The following is a 19105-nucleotide window of genomic DNA, read 5'->3' as shown; positions in this document are numbered from 1 at the left end:
AATTGCATCGCGTGCGCGAAAACGGCAGAGGCAGGGGACTATGAGCACTGTACCCCCCGAACTCCGCGCAGCCGCGCTCGTCTCCAAGGCCTGGCCCTATGAAGAGGCGCGCAAGCTGCTCAAACGCTATCCGCAGATCGCTACGGGTGGCGCGCCGGAGAAAGGCCATGTGCTGTTCGAGACCGGCTATGGCCCCTCGGGGCTGCCGCATATCGGCACGTTCAACGAAGTGCTGCGCACCACCATGGTCCGCCGCGCCTTCGAGAGCCTGTGCGACGTGCCCACCCGGCTGATCGCGTTCAGCGACGACATGGACGGCCTGCGCAAGGTGCCGGACAATGTGCCGAACCAGGAGATGCTGCGCGAGCATCTCGGCAAGCCGCTGACCCAGGTGCCCGATCCGTTCGGGAAATATGAAAGCTTCGCCCACCACAACAATGCGCGGCTGCGCGAATTCCTCGACCAGTTCGGCTTTGAGTACGAGTTCGCCTCCTCGACCGACTATTACACCGGCGGCCGTTTCGACGACGCGCTGCGGAAGGTGCTGCGCCACTATCAGGGCATCATGGACGTGATGCTGCCGACGCTGCGCGCCGAGCGCCAGGCGACCTATTCGCCGGTCCTGCCGATCAGCCCCAAGTCGGGCATCGTGCTGCAGGTGCCGGTCGAGGTGGTCGATGCCGAGGCAGGCCTGATCGCCTTCGAGGATGAGGGCGAGCGGATCGTCCAGAGCGTGCTGGGCGGCAAGGCCAAGCTCCAGTGGAAGGTCGACTGGGCGATGCGCTGGGTCGCGCTCGACGTCGACTACGAGATGGCCGGCAAGGATCTGATCGACTCGGTCACCCAGTCGGGCAAGATCGCGCGCGTGCTCGGCGGCCGCCCGCCCGAGGGCTTCAACTACGAGATGTTCCTCGACGAGAAGGGCGAGAAGATCTCCAAGTCCAAGGGTAACGGGCTCAGCCTCGAACAGTGGCTGACCTATGGCCCCGAGGAGAGCATCGCCTTCTACGCCTATCGCGAGCCCAAAAAGGCCAAGCAGCTGCATTTGGGCGTGATCCCGCGCGCGATCGACGAATATTGGCAGTTCCGCGGCAACTATGCCGGTCAGCCGATCGAGCAGAAGCTGGGCAACCCGGTCCACCATATCCACAATGGCGAGCCGCCGGCGGAGACGCTGCCGGTCACTTTCGGGCTGCTGCTCAACCTGGTCGGCGTGATGGGCGAGGCGACCAAGGAACAGGTCTGGGGCTATCTTACGAATTATGTCCCGGACGCGAACCCGGCAACCTATCCGGCGCTCGACCGTCTGATCGGCTATGCGCTCGCCTATGCCCGCGATTTCGTCGCCCCGACGCTCAAGAAGCGTGCGCCGGTGGGCGTGGAGATCGAGGCGCTCCGGCGGCTCGACGCCGAACTCGCTGTCCTGCCCGCCGACGCGACCGCCGAGGCGATCCAGGACCAGGTCTATGAGATCGGCAAGACCGGCGGCTTCGAGAATCTGCGCGACTGGTTCAAGGCGCTGTACGAGACGCTGCTCGGCTCCGAACAGGGGCCCCGCATGGGCAGCTTCATCGCGCTGTACGGCATCGCGAACAGCCGCAAGCTGATCGCGGAAGCGCTGGCGAAGCTGGCGTAGGTAGCTCTAGCGTATCCTCCCCCGCCCGGGGGAGGATACGGCTACTGACAAGGGAGAAGACCATGCAACGCCGTATCCGCACCGTTCGTTCGGCTGCGCGTGCCTTCCTCCATGGCGAGGCGGCCGGTGGCATCTTCCTGATCGCCGCGGCCGCGCTGGCGATGCTCGCGGCGAACCTGCCGGGCATTTCCGAGACCTATTTCCACACGCTGCACCAAGAGACCGGCCCGGTGATTTCGCCGCTCTATGGCCCGATGACGGTGCATCTCTGGATCAACGACGGGCTGATGGCGGTGTTCTTCCTGCTCGTCGGGCTCGAGATCAAGCGCGAGTTCGTCGACGGGCGGCTGGCGAGCTGGGACCGGCGCCGCCTGCCGGTGATCGCCGCCGCTGCCGGCATGGTGGTGCCTGCCGCCGTCTATCTGCTGATCGCCGGCCGCACGCCGGGCGTCACCAGCGGCTGGGCGATCCCCGCCGCCACCGACATCGCCTTCGCGATCGGCGTGCTGGCGATTCTCGGCAGCCGCGCGCCCGCCGCGCTCAAGCTGTTCCTGACCACGGTGGCGATCGTCGACGACATGGGCGCGGTGGCGATCATCGCGGTGGCGTACACCGCGCATATCGACCTGATAGCGCTCGTCGGCGCGGCGGTGGTGCTGGGCGTGATGATCGCCTGCAACCGCCTCGGCGTGCGCCACCTCGCCGTGTACCTCGCGCTGGCGGTGGTGCTGTGGGTGCTGGTGTTCCAGTCGGGCGTGCATGCGACCATCGCGGGCGTCGCCGCGGCGATGACGATCCCGCTGGTCAAGTCCCCGGCCGCGCCCGATGCCGTGGACTCGCCGCTCCACCGGCTGGAGCATGCGCTGCATCCCTGGTCGGCGTTCCTGATCGTGCCGCTGTTCGGCTTCGCCAATGCCGGCGTCTCGTTCGAGGGGCTGTCGCCGGCGATCCTGCTCGAGCCGCTGCCGCTGGGCATCGCTGCGGGCCTGTTCCTCGGCAAGCAGCTCGGCATCTTCGGCAGCATCTGGCTGGCGGTGAAGACCGGCATCGCCAAGCGCCCCGGCAATGCCGGCTGGCGGCAGATCTACGGCGTGTCGCTGCTCGCGGGCATCGGCTTCACGATGAGCCTGTTCATCGGCGGCCTCGCCTTCCCGGGCAACGCGCTGTTCGTCGACGAGGTGAAGATCGGCGTGCTGCTCGGGTCGATCCTGTCGGCGGTAGCGGGTTACGCGGTCCTGCGGTCCGCCAGCACCGCCACGCCCAAAATCGCCAACCCGCCCAGCGCCAGCAGCGCGCCGACCCAGCCGGTCGACGTCCAGCCGTAACCGGCGGCGATCGCCAGCCCGCCCAGCCAGGGGCCGAGCGCGTTGGCGGTGTTGAACGCCGAGTGGTTGAGCGCGGCGGCCAGCGCCTGCGCGTCGCCGGCCACGTCCATCAGCCGGGTCTGGAGCACCGGGCCGAGCGCCCCGGCAAAGCCGATCGCGAACACATCGATCGCCACCAGCGGCAGCGAATGCGCCGCCAGCGGATAGAGCGACAGCGCAACGGCGCTCGCGATCAGCAGCGCCGCACCGGTCGGCATCAGCGCACGATCGGCGAAGCGCGGCACGACGATGTTGCCCGCGATCATCCCGAGCCCAAAGATCGCCAGCACCAGCGGCACGCCCCAGGGCGGGGTGCCGGTGACGTGCATCAGCGTCGAGGCGACATAGGTGTAGACGCAGAATAGCCCGCCAAAGCCGATTGCACTGACACCGAGCGTCAGCCACACCTGTCCGTTCGCCAGGGCACTGAGCTCCCGCAACGGGCTCGCGCCTTGCTCCGGACGGTCTTTCGGCGCCAGCCACACGACCAGCGCTACCGTGAGCATCGCCAGCGCCGCGACCACCGCAAAGCCCCAGCGCCAGCCCACTGCCTGCCCCAGCCAGTTGGCTGCCGGCACGCCCAGCACGGTGGCGACGGACAGCCCGAGCATGATGCGACCAACCGCCTGCGAGCGCTGGTCATACGGCACCAGCGATGCCGCCACGAGTGCGGCGATCCCGAAATAGGCGCCGTGCGGCAGCCCGCTGAGGAAGCGGAACAGCAGCATCCAGTGATAGGTCGGCGCCAGCGCGCTCAGCGCGTTGAACAGCGCGAAGCTCGCCATCAGCGCGATCAGCAGCGTCCGCCGCGACCATTTCGCCGCCGCCACCGCGAGCAGCGGCGCCCCCACCACCACCCCCAGCGCATAGGCGCTGATCACATGGCCCGCGGTCGGCTCGTCGATGCCGAGGCCCTTGGAGAAATAGGGCACGAGGCTCATCGTCGCGAATTCGGTGGTGCCGATCGCGAATCCGCCCATGGCGAGCGCGAAGTGGACCAGGCCCGGCGAGCGGGCGGCGGAGCGTTGAACGGGGGCGTGCACGGCTCGCAAATGGATTTGCTGCAGTGCAGCGTCAATTCAAAAACCGTGCAACCGCAACTGCTTTGCGCGCAATCAAGGACAGGCGGGCAACGCGGCGTTCCAGCCGCGCCGCCGCAGCACCAGCCGGTAATAGAGCGCGGACGCGAGCAACTGCGCCAAGGTAGCGAGCAGCGCCGGCCTTCCCTCCGCCGGGTCGAGCCAGTTGAGCCCGGCGATCGCCGCCAGCACCAGCAGCGTCACCACCGCGGCCAAGGGGTGGAGCGGCATGCGATAGGGTCCATGCGCGGTGCTGCCCCGATGCCGTCCGACGATCGCCGCCAGTGCGAGTCCGGCATAGATGGCGATCAGCCCCGTGCCGCTCAGCACCAGCAGCAGCCGCAGCGGCAGGAAGCAGGCGGCGATGCCGATCGCCCCCGAGGCGAGCGTCGCCCGCGCGGGCGATCCGAAGCGCGGGTGAATCGCCTCGAGCCAGGCATCCAGCGGTCTGCCCCAGCTTTCGTCGCGCGCGGTGGCGTAGAAGAACCGTCCATTGGCAAGGATGCAGGCAATCACCGCATTGACGATCGCGACGACGATGCCCGCCGCGACCCACAGGGCGAGCGCCGATCCCCCGCGCATCCGCACAAAGGCGCCGAACGGGTCTTCGGCGGACAGGAACGCCGCAAGATCGGGCGTGGCGACCAACGCCGCGACGACCGGCACCGCCTCCAGCAGCAGGGCGCCAGCAAGGGCCAGCAGGATCGCGCGGGCGATGCGATGGGAGGCGCCATGCATCTCTTCGCCGAAATAGACGGCTGCGCCATAGCCGTTGAGCGCGAAGATCGCGACCGAGGTCGCCAGCCCGATATTCGCGGCGCTCGCCGGCACCAGCCCGTCGGTACCGGGCGCCACCGGGTGCAGCAGCAGCGGCAGCACGTCCCGCGCCGGCGCCGCCAGGCCCAGCGCCAGAATCACCAGCACCGCCGCCACTTCCGCGGCGAGGAAGGCGCCGGTCAACAGCGCGTTGAAGCGGATGTTGAGGATGCCGACCAGGGTCGAGGCCAGCAGCACGCCGACGGCAACCGGCACCGGCGGCAGTCCCGGCACGACCGTCGACCCCACGGATGCGATCCCCAGCGCCGCTACCGGCGGGAAGAGCAGGTTGTTGCAGGCATTGACGCCCAGCATCATGAACCCGGCCGCCGGCCCCAGTGTCTGCCCTACCATCACATATTCGCCCCCGGCCACCGGGAAGGCGGACGAGAGCTCGGCATAGATCAGCGCCGTGGCGAGGCACACCACGCCGGCGATCGCCAGCGCCAGCAGCGTGCCGGTGCCGGCGATCTGCAGGCTGCCCGGCACGATCACGAACAGCGACGATGCCGGGGTGGTGATCGACAGGGTGAGGAGCAGCACGCCCGCGGTGCCCAGGCTGCGGTCCAGTCGTGCGTTCGTTTGCGGCATCGGCCCCCCGAGATGCGGGGCAGCGTGGCGACCGCGTGCAGGCACGTCAATCACCCCGGCTTGCCCTGCCCGTGCTATTCGCTAGGTTGCGCGCGTGGCTTCTCCCACCCCTTCGGCCGGCGACGGCGCCCGCGCCCGGCTCGTCCATGCGCTCGGCGAAGTCGCGGGCGGTGACCGCAAGGCGCTCAAAACCGTCTATGATCTGACGGCGGCGAAGCTGATGGGCGTCTGCCTGCGTATCTGCCAGGACCGCGAGGCCGCAGAGGATGTGATGCAGGACGTGTATCTGAAGGTGTGGGACAAGGCAGGGCGCTTCGATGCGTCGCGTGCCAGCCCGATCACCTGGCTGTGCACGATCGCCCGCAACACCGCGATCGACTGGCGCCGCGCACGCGGGCTGGGCGAGACCGCCCCGGTCGAAGCCGCGCTGGAACTGCCCGATGGCCGCCCTTCGGCCGAGGCGATGCTCGAAGCAGGAGAGACGCAGGCGCGCATCTTCGATTGCCTGGAGGCGCTGGAGGAAAAGCCGCGCGGGGCGATCCGAGCTGCCTTCTTCCACGGCCGCACCTATCCCGAACTCGCCGCCGCCGCCGCGGTGCCGCTCGGCACGATGAAGAGCTGGATCCGGCGCGGGCTGCTGCAATTGCGGGGGTGTCTCGGCGATGGCTGAGCCGCTGCGGCCCGAAGACGAAGACATTGCGCTCGCCGCCGAACTGGCGCTGGGGCTGCTGGAAGGCGACGACCTCGCCGCCGCGCGCCGCCGGCAGTTGGCCGACCCCGGCTTCGCCGCGGCGGTGGAGCGCTGGGTGCTCGATTTCGCCCCGCTGGCGCTCGGCGGTGTCGACGTGGCCGTCTCGGCCGGGCTGTGGCAGCGGATCGAGGCGCGGCTTCCCGGCGCGGAACCTGGCACCGTGGTCGCGCTGCGCCGCTGGCGGGCGATCGCGATCGCGACCAGCGCGGCCGCCGCGGTGCTGCTCGCCATCCTGCTGCTGCGTCCGGTGCCGCAACCGGTGGTGCTGCCGCCGCCGCCGGTCGTCGTCGCGCAGATCACCGGTACCGCAGGTGCTGCATTTGCGGCGCGCTACGATGCCGAGCAGGGCATGCTCCACGTCCGCACCGAGGCGATGCCCGCCAGCCGCCGAGCGCCCGAGCTGTGGGTGATCCCGGCGGGCGGCAAGCCGGTGTCGCTCGGCCTGGTCGCCGCACAGGGCGACCGTGACATGGCGGTGGCTCCCGCCCATCGCACGCTGCTCGCCGAGGGCGCGACGCTGGCGGTGACGATGGAAGACGCCGCCACCGCGCCGCACGCCGGCCCCAGCGGCCCGCCGGTCGCGGCAGGAAAAATCACGATTCTTTAATGATCGCTGCATCCGGGGCGTCGGCCGCCCCGTAGCTGCCGCGCATCTCCGCAAAGAGGGGTGCGTAGCAAGAGGAAGCTAGAAGATGCGCAAGATCCGTCTCGCCTCGCTCACCGGAATCGTCGGTGCCGCGCTGCTCGCTACCGGCGCCGTCGCCGCCGTGCAGAATTTCCCGATGGTCGGCGGTGCCGCGATGTACCCGACCAAGAACATCGTCGAGAATGCGGTGAACTCGAAGGATCACACCACGCTGGTCGCCGCCGTGAAGGCCGCCGGGCTGGTCGATACGCTGTCGGGCCCGGGCCCGTTCACCGTCTTCGCGCCGACCAACGCCGCCTTCGCCAAGCTCCCCGCCGGCACCGTCGACACGCTGGTGAAGCCCGAGAACAAGGCGACGCTCACCAAGATCCTCACCTACCATGTCGTCGCCGGCAAGCTGAACGCTGCCGACATCGCGGCCAATGCCAAGGCGCATGGCGGCAAGGCGACGCTCACCACGGTCGAGGGTGCGCCGATCACCGTCATGAAGGGCCCGAGCGGCGGCTGGTGGATCGAGGATGCCAAGGGCGGCAAGGCCAAGATCACCATCGCCGACGTCAACCAGTCGAACGGCGTGATCCACGTGATCGACAGCGTTCTCATGCCCTGAGGCTGTCGAGGGCCTCGCGCGCTCCCCCCTTTGGGCGAGGCCCGGCCCGCCGGCGAACCTCCTTGCCGGCGGGCTTACGCCTTCAGACGCCGAGCCATTGCAGCGGCGCGGGCAGGCCGAAGGTCGTGTAGTCCACTTGCAGCACGCGGCGATGACCGGTTGCGGTGCTCGCCGCCGAGGCATGGAGGATAGGTGTGCGATAGGCCCAGACGTCGCCAGCTTCGGCGAGGCACATCGCGGTGCCGCATGCCGCCACCGCCGCGGCGATTTCACCCTCCGGAATCCTTCCCAGTCGGTGCGAACCGGGCGCGATGAGCAGTGGCGCGTTATCCTCCGGCACCGGATCGAGATGGATGCGCAACGTCACCATGGCTTCGATGACATCAAAAGGCGGCTCGACATGGAGCAGGCCCTGCTTGGTCGACCAGGGGCCGTAGCCCGGAACATCGGCCCGCCGGCGAACGGCGATTGTGCGATCCTGATGCCAGCCGAGCGCCCAGTTGTTCGCCGCGCTCTTGTCGAAGCAGATCGCGCGCACGGGCCGGGCAGTCGGTCCCAGATAGTCGGCTGCCGTTGCGCCCAACGCATCCGGTGCGAGTAGCTCGGCCAGACCATCCACGCCGTGCAGCCGCAGCCCGGCCCTGTCGGCCGGCAATATCCCTGCCAGTGCGCGCAACCTTGTGAGAAAAGGGGCGGCTGCACCGGCAAGGTGCGCCGCCCCATCGCGTTCGAAATCGAGCGGCACGTGGTTCAGAGCTTCTCGGTCAGCTCCGGCACCAGCGTGAACAGGTCGCCGACCAGGCCGATGTCCGCCACCTGGAAGATCGGCGCGTCCTCGTCCTTGTTGATCGCGACGATCGTCTTCGAATCCTTCATGCCGGCGAGGTGCTGGATCGCCCCCGAAATGCCGACCGCGACATAGACCATCGGCGCCACGATCTTGCCGGTCTGGCCGACCTGATAGTCGTTGGGCGCGTAGCCTGCGTCCACCGCCGCGCGGCTGGCGCCGACCGCGGCACCCAGCTTGTCGGCGAGCGGATCGATCAGCGCGTGGAACTGCTCCTGCGAGCCCAGCGCGCGGCCGCCCGAGACGATGATCTTGGCGCTGGTCAGCTCCGGACGCTCCGACGTCGCGATCTCCGAGCCGGCAAAGGTCGAGAGACCCTTGTCGCCCGCCGCCGCGACGGCTTCCACCGCACCGCTGCCGCCGGTCGCCGCCGCCTTGTCGAACGCGGTGCCGCGCACGGTGATCACCAGCTTCTTGTCGCTGGTCTGCACGGTGGCGATCGCGTTGCCGGCATAGATCGGCCGGGTGAAGGTGTCCGGCCCCTCGACCGAGAGGATGTCCGAAAGCTGCATCACGTCGAGCGCGGCGGCGACGCGCGGCGCCACATTCTTGCCCGTGGTGGTCGCCGGGAACAGCACCGCGTCATGGTTGTCCATCAGCTGGACCACCAGCGGCGCGACATTCTCGGCAAGGAAATGCTCATAGGCCGCGTCGTCGGCGACATGGACCTTGCCCACGCCGGCGATCTGCGCGGCAGCCTCGGCCACCGCCGAGACGCCCTTGCCGGCGACGAGCAGATGCACGTCGCCCAGCTTGGCGGCCGCGGTGACGGTGGAGAGCGTCGCATCCTTGACGCTGTGATTGTCGTGTTCGACCCAAACCAGCGTCTTCATCAGGCGACTCCCATGCCCTTGAGCTTCTCGACCAGTTCGTCGACCGAACCCACCTTGATGCCCGCCTGGCGCTTGGCCGGCTCGACGACCTTGAGCGTCTTGAGGCGCGGGGTGACGTCGACGCCATAGTCGGCGACGGTCTTCTTCGCGACCGGCTTGGTCTTCGCCTTCATGATGTTCGGCAGCGTCGCGTAGCGCGGCTCGTTGAGGCGGAGATCGGTGGTGACGATCGCCGGCAGCTTGAGGTCGACGGTCTCCAGGCCGCCGTCGATCTCGCGGGTCACGTGCACGCGGTCGCCAGCAATCTCGACCTTCGAGGCGAAGGTGCCCTGCGCCCAGCCGAGCAGCGCGGCGAGCATCTGGCCGGTCTGGTTCGAATCGTCGTCGATCGCCTGCTTGCCGAGGATGATCAGCCCGGGCTGCTCCTCTTCGGCGACCTTGGCGAGCAGCTTGGCGACGGCCAGCGGCTCGACCTCGTCATCGGTCTGGATCAGGATGCCGCGATCGGCGCCCATGGCGCGCGCGGTGAGCAGCACATCGGCCTCCGCCTTGGCGACGCCGATGGTGACGACGACGATCTCGGTCGCCGCGCCCTTCTCCTTCAGCCGCACCGCTTCCTCGATCGCGATCTCGTCGAAGGGGTTCATGCTCATCTTGACGTTCGCCAGATCGACGCCCGTCCCGTCCGCTTTCACGCGGGGCTTCACGTTATAGTCAAGCACACGCTTGACCGGTACCAGGACCTTCATCGCATCCTTCCTGTCTGCCGGGGCTCTCCCCCTGACAATTGGGTTACGTTTACGCGAACGTCAACCGCTCGCAAGCGATTCGGCGTACGCCTGCATCAGCGTGCCGAAGGATTCCGGGGGCGGAAATTTTGGATAGCGGACCGAAGCGCCCGTCGCGGCCCAAGGCAGCGCTTCTTCGGTGTACGTCTCGAGGAAAGGCGGGGCGGACATCGGCGCATCGAGCATCGTCACGCGGATATTCACGAAGGCGTCGAGGCCCTCCGGCCGGGTGAACAGCCAGCTTTTGCAGTGTTCGCAGTGGAAATGCCGGGTGGGTCCATGGAGGCCGCCGACCACCGGCTCGCCTTGCGTCACCACGAAGTGTTCCGCCGGGTAGAGCCCGCTCAGCGAATAGGCGCTGGCGGTCATGCGCTGGCAGCCGGTGCAGTGGCAGGCCATGGTGACGAGCGCATCGCCCGTCACCCGGAACCGCACGCGGCCGCAGCGGCAGCCGCCCTCGACCGACTTGCCAGTCGGGGCGGCCGTATCGCTCACGCGACCTTCTTGACCTCCGCCACGATCTTCTGGGCGGCGTCGCCCAGGTCGTTGGCGGGAACGATGGCGAGGCCCGAATTGGCCAGGATGTCCTTGCCCTGCTGCACGTTGGTGCCTTCGAGGCGGACGACCAGCGGCACCGCGAGGTTCACTTCCTTGGCGGCCGCGACGATGCCTTCCGCGATGATGTCGCAGCGCATGATGCCGCCGAAGATATTGACCAGGATGCCCTTCACCGCCGGATCGCTCAGGATGATCTTGAACGCCGCGGTGACCTTCTCCTTGTTCGCGCCGCCGCCGACGTCGAGGAAGTTGGCCGGGAACATGCCGTTCAGCTTGATGATGTCCATCGTGGCCATCGCCAGGCCGGCGCCGTTGACCATGCAGCCGATGTCGCCGTCGAGCTTGATATAGGCGAGGTCGTACTTCGACGCCTCGAGCTCCATCGGATCCTCTTCGGTCTCGTCGCGCAGTTCCATCAGGTCCTTGTGACGGAACATCGAGTTCGAATCGAAGCCGACCTTGGCGTCGAGCACCATCAGCTTGTTGTCCTCGGTGACGGCGAGCGGGTTGATCTCGATCTGCGAGGCGTCGGTGCCGAGGAAGGCGTTGTACACCTTGCCGGCCAGGCTCTGCGCCTGCTTGGCGAGATCGCCCTCGAGGCCGAGCGCCTTGGCGACGGCGCGGCCGTGGTGCGGCATGAAGCCGGTCGCGGGATCGACGTCGAAGGTGTGGATCTTCTCGGGCGTGTCGTGCGCGACGGTTTCGATGTCCATGCCGCCTTCGGTCGAGACGACGAACGCGACTCGGCCGGTGGCGCGATCGACCAGCAGCGCGAGGTAGAATTCCTTGGCGATGTCGACGCCGTCGGTGACGTACAGGCGGTTGACCTGCTTGCCGGCAGCGCCGGTCTGGATCGTCACCAGCGTGTTGCCGAGCATCTCGGTCGCGGCGTGGCGGACTTCGTCCTCGGTCTTGGCGAGGCGGACGCCGCCCTTGGCTTCGGCCGGCAGTTCCTTGAACTTGCCCTTGCCGCGGCCGCCGGCATGGATCTGCGCCTTCACGACATAGAGCGGCCCGGGCAGCTTCTTGGAGGCTTCGACGGCCTCTTCGACGCTCATCGCGGCAAAGCCGGCCGGCACGGGCACGCCGAACTTCGCGAGCAGTTCCTTGGCCTGATATTCGTGGATGTTCATGGGAGCAGTCCGCCTTTTCAAGGGAACGGGGAAAGGATCGCGCCCGCCTAAGCACAGCGCGCGCGTGAAATCCACCCTTTTAGGGATTATTGCGATTGCGAATTGCTTGCAACATGGCGCATCATCCGGATGGAGCTCGGATTCATAGAACCAGCCCGATTACCATCTCGTGAAGCGGGGAGGGGGGCATTCGCCCTCCTCACACCATCGTCATTCCCGCGAAGGCGAGAATCCATTCGCAAGGACGCTGGGGGACAGAACCGGGGCATCCGCGCCAATGGATCCCAGCCTTCGCGGCGATGACGGTGGGTAGTGAGAATGGCGGTGCAACCCCGCCCGGGCATCTTCGCCTCGTGCTCAAACGCCCCTCCCGCCTCAGCGAAGCGGGAGGGGGAGCACGCATCACGCCTCGGTGCGGGCCTTGACGATCTTGCCCGGGTTCGCGGGCGGCTCGCCCTTGGGCAGCGCGTCGACATGGTCCATGCCGTCGATCACTTCGCCCCAGACGGTATACTGGCCGTCGAGGAAGGTCGCGTCGTCGAGGCAGATGAAGAACTGCGAGTTGGCGCTGTTCGGATTGTTGGTGCGCGCCATCGAGCAGACGCCGCGGACATGCGGCTCCTTCGAGAATTCCTGCGCCAGGTCCGGCTTGTCCGAACCGCCCATGCCGGTGCCCGAGGGATCGCCGCCCTGCGCCATGAAGCCGTTGATCACGCGGTGGAAGATCACGCCGTCGTAGAAGCCTTCGTCGGCCAGGCCGGCGATGCGCGCGACATGGTTCGGCGCGAGATCGGGGCGCAGGCGGATGCGGACGTCGCCGGTGTCGAGCGTGAGTACGAGCGTAGTGGGTTCGGCCATGGGGCACCTCTTCTCTAAAACTGGAACGAAGCCCTAAGCGGTGCGCTGCCGACTTGCAAATCCCCGCCGGGGATGGCAGCGCCCCTCGAACGGGGCCGCAGCACGGGAGGTCGGACGGTGAGCGAGACCGAACTGCACGAAGAGGCCGCCGCGCCCGAGAGCCAGCTCGACGAGGACGATCGGCTCAAGCCCGAATTCGTCAGCGCGGTGCTCGATGCGGTGGACGAGGGCGACGACGAGGCCGCGCATGTGCTGGTCGCGCCGCTCCATCCCGCCGACATCGCCGACCTGATCGAGCTGGTGCCGTCGGAGCGGCGCGCCGACGTCGTCACCGCCATCTCCGACCTGATCGACGGCGACGTGCTCGCCGAGATGAACGACTGGGTGCGCGAGGCGCTGGTCGACGCGCTCGAACCGCACCAGGTGGCGAACCTCGCCGCCGAGCTCGATACCGACGATGCGGTCGCGATCATCGAGGACATGGACGTCGAGGACCAGCGCGAGGTGCTCCGCGCGCTCGACCCCGATGACCGCGCCGCGATCGAGGAGGCGCTGTCCTACCCCGAGGAATCCGCCGGCCGCCTGATGCAGCGCGAGCTGATCGCGGTGCCCGAGCATTGGACCGTCGGCGACGTGCTCGACTATCTGCGCGGCAATGACGAGCTGACCACCGATTTCTGGGAAATCTTCGTCGTCGATCCCTCGCACAAGCCGATCGGCACCTGCGAGCTCTCCTGGATCCTGCGCACCCCGCGCGCGATCGCGATCAGCGACGTGATGAAGCGCGAGCAGACGCTGATCCCGATCGACATGGACCAGGAGGAAGTGGCGCTGCGCTTCCAGAAATACGCGCTGATCTCGGCCGCCGTGGTCGATCTCAGCGGGCGGTTGGTCGGGATGATCACGGTGGACGACATCGTCCACATCATCTCGCAGGAAGCGGGCGAGGACATTCTCCGCCTGTCGGGCGCGGGCGAAGGCGACATCAACGAGCCGGTGCTGCTGACGGTGCGCACCCGGCTGACCTGGCTGTTCGTCAATCTCGGCACGGCGATGCTGGCCGCCTCGGTGGTCGGGCTGTTCCAGGGCGAGATCGCCAAGTTCGCGCTGCTCGCGGTGCTGATGCCGATCGTCTCGGGCATGGGCGGCAATGCCGGCACCCAGACGCTGGCGGTGGTGGTCCGCGCGATTGCCACCAACCAGCTCACCGAATCGAACACCTTGCGGATGATCTGGCGCGAACTGCGCATCGCCGCGGCCAATGGTGCGACGCTGGGGCTGGCGATCGGGGCGGGGACGATGCTGGTCTATGGCATTCCGTGGCTGGCGGTCGTGATCGCGGCGGCGATGGTGATCAACAACGTGATCGCGGGGCTTTCGGGGGTGCTGATCCCGGTGACGCTGGACCGGCTGCGCGTCGACCCCGCGGTATCCTCGGCGGTGTTCGTCACGATGATGACCGACGTGATGGGATTCTTCTCGTTCCTCGGTCTCGCGACATTGGTGGGGCTGGGCGGCTGACTTGATCGCGGGGCGGGGATTGCCCAAATCGGCGGCGTGCCACTCCATCTCACCAAGGTCGCCTTTGCCTGCGACAGCGTCGATTTCCTGCGGTCCCGGCTCGAGGCGCGCGCGGCCGCGGGCGGCGTCGCGCTGACCACGCGCTATCTGCCCAAGCGGCACGCGGAGATCGACGGCGGCTCGCTGTTCTGGATCCTCAAGCACCAGCTGGTCGGCCGCTCGCCGATCCTCGGCTTCGGCGAGGCCGAGGGCGGGCGCACCGCGATCCTGCTGGAGCCCAAGCTGGTGCTGGTCCAGGCGCGGCCCAAGCGCGCGCATCAGGGGTGGCGCTATCTGGAAGATGCCGATGCGCCGCGCGATCTGGGCGATCTGGACGGCGGGGCGGACGAGCTGCCGCCGTCGCTGATGGGCGAGCTTGCCGGGCTGGGGCTGCTTTAAGCCTCTCCCCTTTAAGCGACGCTCAAACCGCCTCCGCCCGCAGCGGGCGGCTGAGCAGTGCGTCGATCACTTCGGCCACCGGCGCGCCTTCGAGCAGGGCGTTGACTGCCAGCGTGACCGGCATCTCCACCCCAGCTTCCGCCGCCGCCTCGCGCAGCACCGGGGCGGTGAAGGCACCTTCGGCCACCGTCTTGCGATCCGACAGCAGCTCGGCGGCGCTGCGACCCTGGCCAAGGCCCACGCCCAGCGAGAAGTTGCGCGAATTGGTCGACGAGCAGGTCAGCACCAGATCGCCTAGCCCCGAAAGCCCGGTCAGCGTCTCCGCCTGCGCGCCGCGCGCCAGCCCGAAGCGGGTCATCTCGGCAAAGCCCCGCGCGATCAGCGCCGCGCGCGCGTTGAGGCCCAGCCCGGCGCCCTCCACCACCCCGCAGGCGATGGCCAGCACGTTCTTCACCGCCCCGCCGATCTCCGCGCCGATCACGTCGGCCGAGGCATAGGGGCGGAAGGCGGGCGCGCCGAGCCGATCGCTCAGCCGCGTGCGCAGGTCGGCATCCTCGCACGCCAGCGTCACCGCCGTCGGCTTTCCCGCCGCGACCTCGTGCGCGAAGGTGGGGCCGGAGAGCACCGCGATCGGCGCATCCGGCGCGACGCTGCGCGCCACTTCGCCGACCAGCAGCCGGGTGCCCGCCTCGATGCCCTTGGCGCACAGCACCAGCGGCGTCGTGCCCACGGTCATCTCGGCCAGCACCGCGCGGACATGCTGCGCCGGCGCCACCACCAGCAGTGCGTCGCAGCCGGCAAGATCGCCCAGGCTGCCGGTTGCGCGGATGCTGGGCGAAAGCGGCACCCCGGCGAGGAACTGGCGGTTCTCGTGGTCCGCGTTGATGCTCGCCACCACCTCGGCCTCCCGCGCCCAAAGCAGCACCGGCGCATCGCCGCGCGCCGCCACCTGCGCGAGCGCGGTGCCCCAGGCGCCGCCGCCGATCACCCCGATCTTCATGCCTTCACTCCCGCGCCGCGCACCTTTTCCGCATCCGGATCGAGCGGCCAGCGGGGCCGCGCGGGTACGTCGAGCGGATCGGTAAGGCCCTGCGCGAAACGTTCGGCGCCGGCCCAGGCGATCATCGCGGCATTGTCGGTGCACAGCCACAAGGGCGGCGCGACGAAGGGCAGGGCATGCTCGGCTGCCAGCGCCTCCAGCGCCGTCCGCACCGCGGTATTGGCCGCGACACCGCCTGCCACGACCAGCGCGGTGGGCCGGGTCACCGCCAGCGCCAGCCGGGTGCGATCGACCAGGCAGTCGACCACCGCCTGCTGGAACGACGCGGCGAGGTCCTCGGCGCTATAGTCGTTGACCGCGCGCGCGACCGCGCTCTTGAGGCCCGCAAAGGAGAAATGCGGCTCGCCCGACCCGACCAGCGGGCGCGGCAGCGGCACCGCCTTGGGGTTGCCGCGCTCGGCGGCCTTCTCCACTGCCGGACCGCCGGGAAAGCCGAGGCCGAGCAGCTTGGCGGTCTTGTCGAAGGCTTCGCCCGCCGCATCGTCGATCGTGGTGGCGAGCCGTCGGTAGCGGCTCACGCCCTCGACCAGCAGCAGCTGGCAATGCCCGCCCGAGACGAGCAGCAGCAGGTACGGGAATTCCAGGCTCCGGTCGCCGAGGCGTGGGGAGAGCGCATGGCCCTCGAGATGATTCACCGCGACCAGCGGCTTGCCCGCGGCGAGCGCCAGCGCCTTGCCGGTGACCAGGCCCACCATCACCCCACCGATCAGCCCCGGCCCCGCCGTGGCGGCGATCGCGTCGACATCGGCCAGCGTCACGCCTGCCTCTTCCAGCGCCGCCTCGATCAGCGGCCCCAGCATCTCGACATGCGCGCGCGCGGCGATCTCGGGCACCACGCCGCCATAGGGCCGGTGCGCCTCTTCCTGGCGCGCCAGCTTGTGCGCGCGGATCGTGCCGTCGCTGGTCACCAGAGCCGCCGCGGTTTCGTCGCAGCTCGATTCAAGTCCGAGGATGAGTGCCATGCATCCCATCTAAGCCGCTTGGCGGCAGGGTCCAGAGGCCGGGGGCGTTTGGCTCCGCGATTACCCCCATTGCCGTCCTCTCCGCACGACCCTAGCACCACGCCCATGACTGCACTTCGCATCGGCACGCGCGGCTCGCCGCTCGCCCTTACCCAGGCCCATATGGTGCGCGACGCGCTCAAGGCCGCGCACGGCATCGAGGGCGAGATCGTTATCGTCCGCACCACCGGCGACAAGGTGCAGGACCGCCCGCTCGCCGAGATCGGCGGCAAGGCGCTGTGGACCAAGGAGCTGGATCGCGCGCTGCTGGCGGGCGAGATCGACTGCGCGGTGCATTCGATGAAGGACGTCGAGACCGTCCGCCCCGAAGCGATCGCGATCGCCGCGATGCTGCCCCGCGCCGATGTGCGCGACCGGCTGGTCGGCGCCGAATCGCTCGCCGCGCTGAGGCCCGGCGCGGTGATCGGCACCGCCTCGCCGCGTCGGGCCGCGCAGGTCAAACGCCACCGACCGGACGTGACCACCGTGCTGTTCCGCGGCAATGTCGATACGCGGCTCGCCAAGCTCGCGGCGGGCGAGGCGGATGCGACCTTGCTCGCGTCGGCGGGGCTGGAGCGGCTGGGGCGCTTCGATGTCGGCCATGTGCTGCCCACCAACGTGATGCTGCCGGCCCCGGCGCAGGGGGCGGTGGGGATCGAGGCGCGTGCCGACGATTCGCGGATGCTCGGGCTGCTTGCCGCGATCGACCACCCGAAGACCCGCGGCTGCGTGCTGGCCGAGCGGGCGCTGCTCGCCGCGCTGATGGCCGACTGCCATTCGCCGGTCGCCGCGCTGGCGACGATCGAAGGCGCGATCCTCACCATCGAGGCCGAACTCTATGCGGCCGACGGCAGCGCGCATGTCCACGGCATGATCGAAGGCGCGCCCGAGGATGCGATGCTGCCCGCGACGCTCGCCCGCGACCTGCTCGACCGCGCGCCCGAGGCGGTACGCGCGCTGTTCGCCGGATGAGCCGGCCGATCGCGGTGCTGCGGCCCGAGCCTGGCAACCGCATCACCGCCGCTGCCGTGGAGGGACGCGGGCGCACCGCGATCCGCCTGCCGCTGTTCGCCACGCGGCCGCTGGCATGGGAGGTCGCCGATCCGAGCGGCTTCGATGCGCTGATCCTGACCAGCGCGAACGCCGTCCGGCTAGCAGGGGAGGGCATGTCGAGGCTGCGGGGCCTGCCCGTCCACGCCGTGGGCGAAGCAACCGCGTCCGCCGCCCGGCGCGCGCATTTCGATGTCGTCGCGGTGGGCGGTGCGGGGGCGGCGGCGCTGGTCGCGGAGGCCGAGGCGGCGGGGGTGCGGCGTGCCCTGCACCTCGCGGGTCAGGAGCGGACGTTGCACGTCGGCGGCATCGTCGCGGCGGTTGTCCCGGTCTATGCCAGCGAGATCCTGCCGATTGCCGCCACGGACGCCGCAGCGCTGACGGGCTGCGTGGTCTTGGTCCAGTCCGCGCGCGCCGGCGCGCGGTTGGCGGAGATCGTGCCCGACCGCGGCACCATACGGCTCGCGGCCGTCAGCGAAGCGGCCGCCGTCGGGGCGGGGCCGGGCTGGGCGGTGACCGCCGTCGCGGCCCGCCCCGAGACCGAAACGCTGCTCGACCTTGCCGTTGCGCTCGCGGATTGACCCGCGGGGCTGGTTGACCCGCGGGGCCCGCGCGGCGAAAAGGGCGGCCATGAGCGACGAGCCCCTGGCGCCCGAGCCGGTCCGAACTTTGAGTCCGCGCCGTAATCGAATGATCCCCGTTGGGCTGGGCTTCCTTGCCGGCGTCGCGCTCACGGCGGGTGCGATCGAGCTGGCCGGCCCGCATCTCAAGGTCACGACGGACGATCCGAACAAGCCGGCAGCCTCGGCGTCGCCCGCGGTCCCGCCGCTCAAGGTGCCGCCGCCGGTGCTGGCGCCTGCTACCGACGTGGCGACGCTCGACGCGCGCGAAAGCCAGCTCGCCGCGCGGCTCGATGCGCTGGAGCTGGAGCTGCGCCAGGCCGATGAGAGCGCGCGCAACGCGGCGCAATATTCCACCCAGGCCGAGCGGCTGATGGTCGCCGCCGCGGTGCGCCGTGCGGTCGAGCGCGGCCAGCCGCTGGGCAGCCTGGAGCAACAGCTCCGCGCCCGGTTCGGCGAGCGGCATCCGCAGGCGGTGGCGGCGATCGTGGCCGCTGCCGGTGATCCGCTGACGATCGAGGATCTCCGCATCGCGCTGGATACGATCGCGCCGCGGCTGGGCACCGGGCCGGACGACAGCCTGTGGGTGCGCTTCCGCAGCTTCGTGGGCGACCTGTTCGTGCTCCACCAGGCCGGCATGCCGAGCCCGCGCCCGGCCGAGCGCCTGCGCCGCGCCCGCAGCGCGCTGGCCGCCGGCAATGTCGAAACCGCGATCGCCGAAGTGGCGCACATGCCCGGCGCGTCGGTGGCGGAGGGCTGGACCAGCGCCGCCTCGCGCTATGTGAATGCCCGCAAGGCACTGGACGAAATAGAGAAGGCGGCAGCTGCAACGCCGCCCAAACCCCCGGTCGTGGCGCCGGCAGCCGCCCCCGCCCCGGCACCGGAGACACCGAGGAACGACTGAA

20 protein-coding genes are annotated in these 19105 nt (G+C 69.3%); 10 read left to right on the top strand and 10 right to left on the bottom strand.

The window, feature by feature from the left end:
- The first annotated feature begins 40 nt into the window (after positions 1-40).
- Positions 41-1636, top strand: coding sequence for a lysine--tRNA ligase (locus CA234_RS01815; protein WP_125973050.1), 1596 nt, complete (start codon positions 41-43; stop codon positions 1634-1636).
- A 62-nt stretch (positions 1637-1698) separates the two neighbouring features.
- Positions 1699-2961, top strand: a complete 1263-nt coding sequence (gene nhaA / locus CA234_RS01810; protein ID WP_125973048.1) for a Na+/H+ antiporter NhaA — start codon at positions 1699-1701, stop codon at positions 2959-2961.
- On the opposite strand, the gene CA234_RS01805 is transcribed toward nhaA, so the two are convergent.
- Both CA234_RS01805 and CA234_RS01800 read right to left on the bottom strand, forming a co-directional pair.
- Positions 2862-3980, bottom strand: a complete 1119-nt coding sequence (locus tag CA234_RS01805) for an MFS transporter (RefSeq protein ID WP_125973277.1) — start codon at positions 3978-3980, stop codon at positions 2862-2864. The two genes, nhaA and CA234_RS01805, sit on opposite strands and share 100 nt — an antisense overlap.
- A gap of 135 nt (positions 3981-4115) precedes the next feature.
- On the bottom strand, positions 4116-5486 hold the full coding sequence (locus CA234_RS01800) for an APC family permease (RefSeq protein WP_126000730.1): 1371 nt from the start codon (positions 5484-5486) through the stop codon (positions 4116-4118).
- 94 nt (positions 5487-5580) lie between these two features.
- Between CA234_RS01800 and CA234_RS01795 the strand changes: the two genes are divergently transcribed.
- The 3 genes from CA234_RS01795 to CA234_RS01785 all read left to right on the top strand — a co-directional run bounded on the left by CA234_RS01795 (position 5581) and on the right by CA234_RS01785 (position 7493).
- Complete coding sequence (locus tag CA234_RS01795) at positions 5581-6156, top strand: sigma-70 family RNA polymerase sigma factor (RefSeq protein WP_125973044.1); 576 nt, start codon at positions 5581-5583, stop codon at positions 6154-6156.
- Positions 6149-6844, top strand: coding sequence for an anti-sigma factor (locus tag CA234_RS01790; protein ID WP_125973042.1), 696 nt, complete (start codon positions 6149-6151; stop codon positions 6842-6844). Before CA234_RS01795 ends, CA234_RS01790 begins: the two co-directional genes overlap by 8 nt.
- 85 nt (positions 6845-6929) lie before the next feature.
- Entirely contained in the window at positions 6930-7493 is a 564-nt protein-coding gene (locus CA234_RS01785) for a fasciclin domain-containing protein (RefSeq protein ID WP_125973040.1), read from the top strand.
- 82 nt (positions 7494-7575) lie between these two features.
- Here CA234_RS01785 and CA234_RS01780 read toward each other — a convergent pair whose 3' ends face one another.
- From CA234_RS01780 to CA234_RS01755, 6 genes are all read right to left on the bottom strand, one after another.
- The gene (locus CA234_RS01780) at positions 7576-8238 is read right to left on the bottom strand and encodes a phytanoyl-CoA dioxygenase family protein (protein ID WP_125973038.1); all 663 of its coding nucleotides are present in this window, start codon (positions 8236-8238) and stop codon (positions 7576-7578) included.
- Positions 8239-8243: 5 nt separating this feature from the next.
- Positions 8244-9173, bottom strand: coding sequence for an electron transfer flavoprotein subunit alpha/FixB family protein (locus tag CA234_RS01775; RefSeq protein ID WP_126000729.1), 930 nt, complete (start codon positions 9171-9173; stop codon positions 8244-8246).
- On the bottom strand, positions 9173-9922 hold the full coding sequence (locus tag CA234_RS01770; protein WP_126000728.1) for an electron transfer flavoprotein subunit beta/FixA family protein: 750 nt from the start codon (positions 9920-9922) through the stop codon (positions 9173-9175). Before CA234_RS01770 ends, CA234_RS01775 begins: the two co-directional genes overlap by 1 nt.
- Positions 9923-9982: 60 nt before the next feature.
- Positions 9983-10456, bottom strand: coding sequence for a GFA family protein (locus CA234_RS01765; RefSeq protein WP_126000727.1), 474 nt, complete (start codon positions 10454-10456; stop codon positions 9983-9985).
- On the bottom strand, positions 10453-11652 hold the full coding sequence (sucC, locus tag CA234_RS01760; RefSeq protein ID WP_084584214.1) for an ADP-forming succinate--CoA ligase subunit beta: 1200 nt from the start codon (positions 11650-11652) through the stop codon (positions 10453-10455). Before sucC ends, CA234_RS01765 begins: the two co-directional genes overlap by 4 nt.
- 402 nt (positions 11653-12054) lie before the next feature.
- On the bottom strand, positions 12055-12510 hold the full coding sequence (locus tag CA234_RS01755) for a peptidylprolyl isomerase (RefSeq protein WP_121072686.1): 456 nt from the start codon (positions 12508-12510) through the stop codon (positions 12055-12057).
- A gap of 117 nt (positions 12511-12627) precedes the next feature.
- Here CA234_RS01755 and mgtE point away from each other — a divergent pair, with 117 nt between their 5' ends.
- A complete protein-coding gene (mgtE, locus tag CA234_RS01750) occupies positions 12628-14031 on the top strand; it encodes a magnesium transporter (protein ID WP_125973030.1) in 1404 nt (467 codons plus the stop codon).
- A 36-nt stretch (positions 14032-14067) separates the two neighbouring features.
- A complete protein-coding gene (locus CA234_RS01745) occupies positions 14068-14469 on the top strand; it encodes a DUF1489 domain-containing protein (protein ID WP_125973028.1) in 402 nt (133 codons plus the stop codon).
- 22 nt (positions 14470-14491) lie between these two features.
- On the opposite strand, the gene CA234_RS01740 is transcribed toward CA234_RS01745, so the two are convergent.
- Entirely contained in the window at positions 14492-15469 is a 978-nt protein-coding gene (locus CA234_RS01740; protein WP_125973026.1) for an NAD(P)H-dependent glycerol-3-phosphate dehydrogenase, read from the bottom strand.
- The gene (gene tsaD / locus CA234_RS01735) at positions 15466-16491 is read right to left on the bottom strand and encodes a tRNA (adenosine(37)-N6)-threonylcarbamoyltransferase complex transferase subunit TsaD (RefSeq protein ID WP_125973024.1); all 1026 of its coding nucleotides are present in this window, start codon (positions 16489-16491) and stop codon (positions 15466-15468) included. The genes CA234_RS01740 and tsaD overlap by 4 nt, the downstream gene beginning before the upstream one ends.
- A 105-nt stretch (positions 16492-16596) precedes the next feature.
- On the opposite strand from tsaD, the gene hemC reads away from it, so the two are divergent.
- From hemC to CA234_RS01720, 3 genes are read left to right on the top strand one after another with little or no spacing between them, the layout of a single operon-like run.
- A complete protein-coding gene (gene hemC, locus CA234_RS01730; protein ID WP_126000726.1) occupies positions 16597-17502 on the top strand; it encodes a hydroxymethylbilane synthase in 906 nt (301 codons plus the stop codon).
- Positions 17499-18161 carry a uroporphyrinogen-III synthase gene (locus CA234_RS01725; RefSeq protein ID WP_126000725.1) on the top strand — a complete coding sequence of 221 codons (663 nt, stop codon included), beginning with the start codon at positions 17499-17501 and terminating at the stop codon, positions 18159-18161. The genes hemC and CA234_RS01725 overlap by 4 nt, the downstream gene beginning before the upstream one ends.
- Positions 18162-18210: 49 nt before the next feature.
- Entirely contained in the window at positions 18211-19104 is an 894-nt protein-coding gene (locus tag CA234_RS01720) for a hypothetical protein (protein ID WP_126000724.1), read from the top strand.
- The last annotated feature ends 1 nt before the right edge of the window (position 19105 follow it).

Source organism: Sphingomonas sp. ABOLE (genome assembly GCF_003950455.1).
In the GTDB taxonomy this organism is placed as follows: Bacteria; Pseudomonadota; Alphaproteobacteria; order Sphingomonadales; family Sphingomonadaceae; genus Sphingomonas; species Sphingomonas trueperi.
Note: the sequence above shows the minus strand (reverse complement) of the source record. Positions and strands in the feature narration are given on the sequence as shown.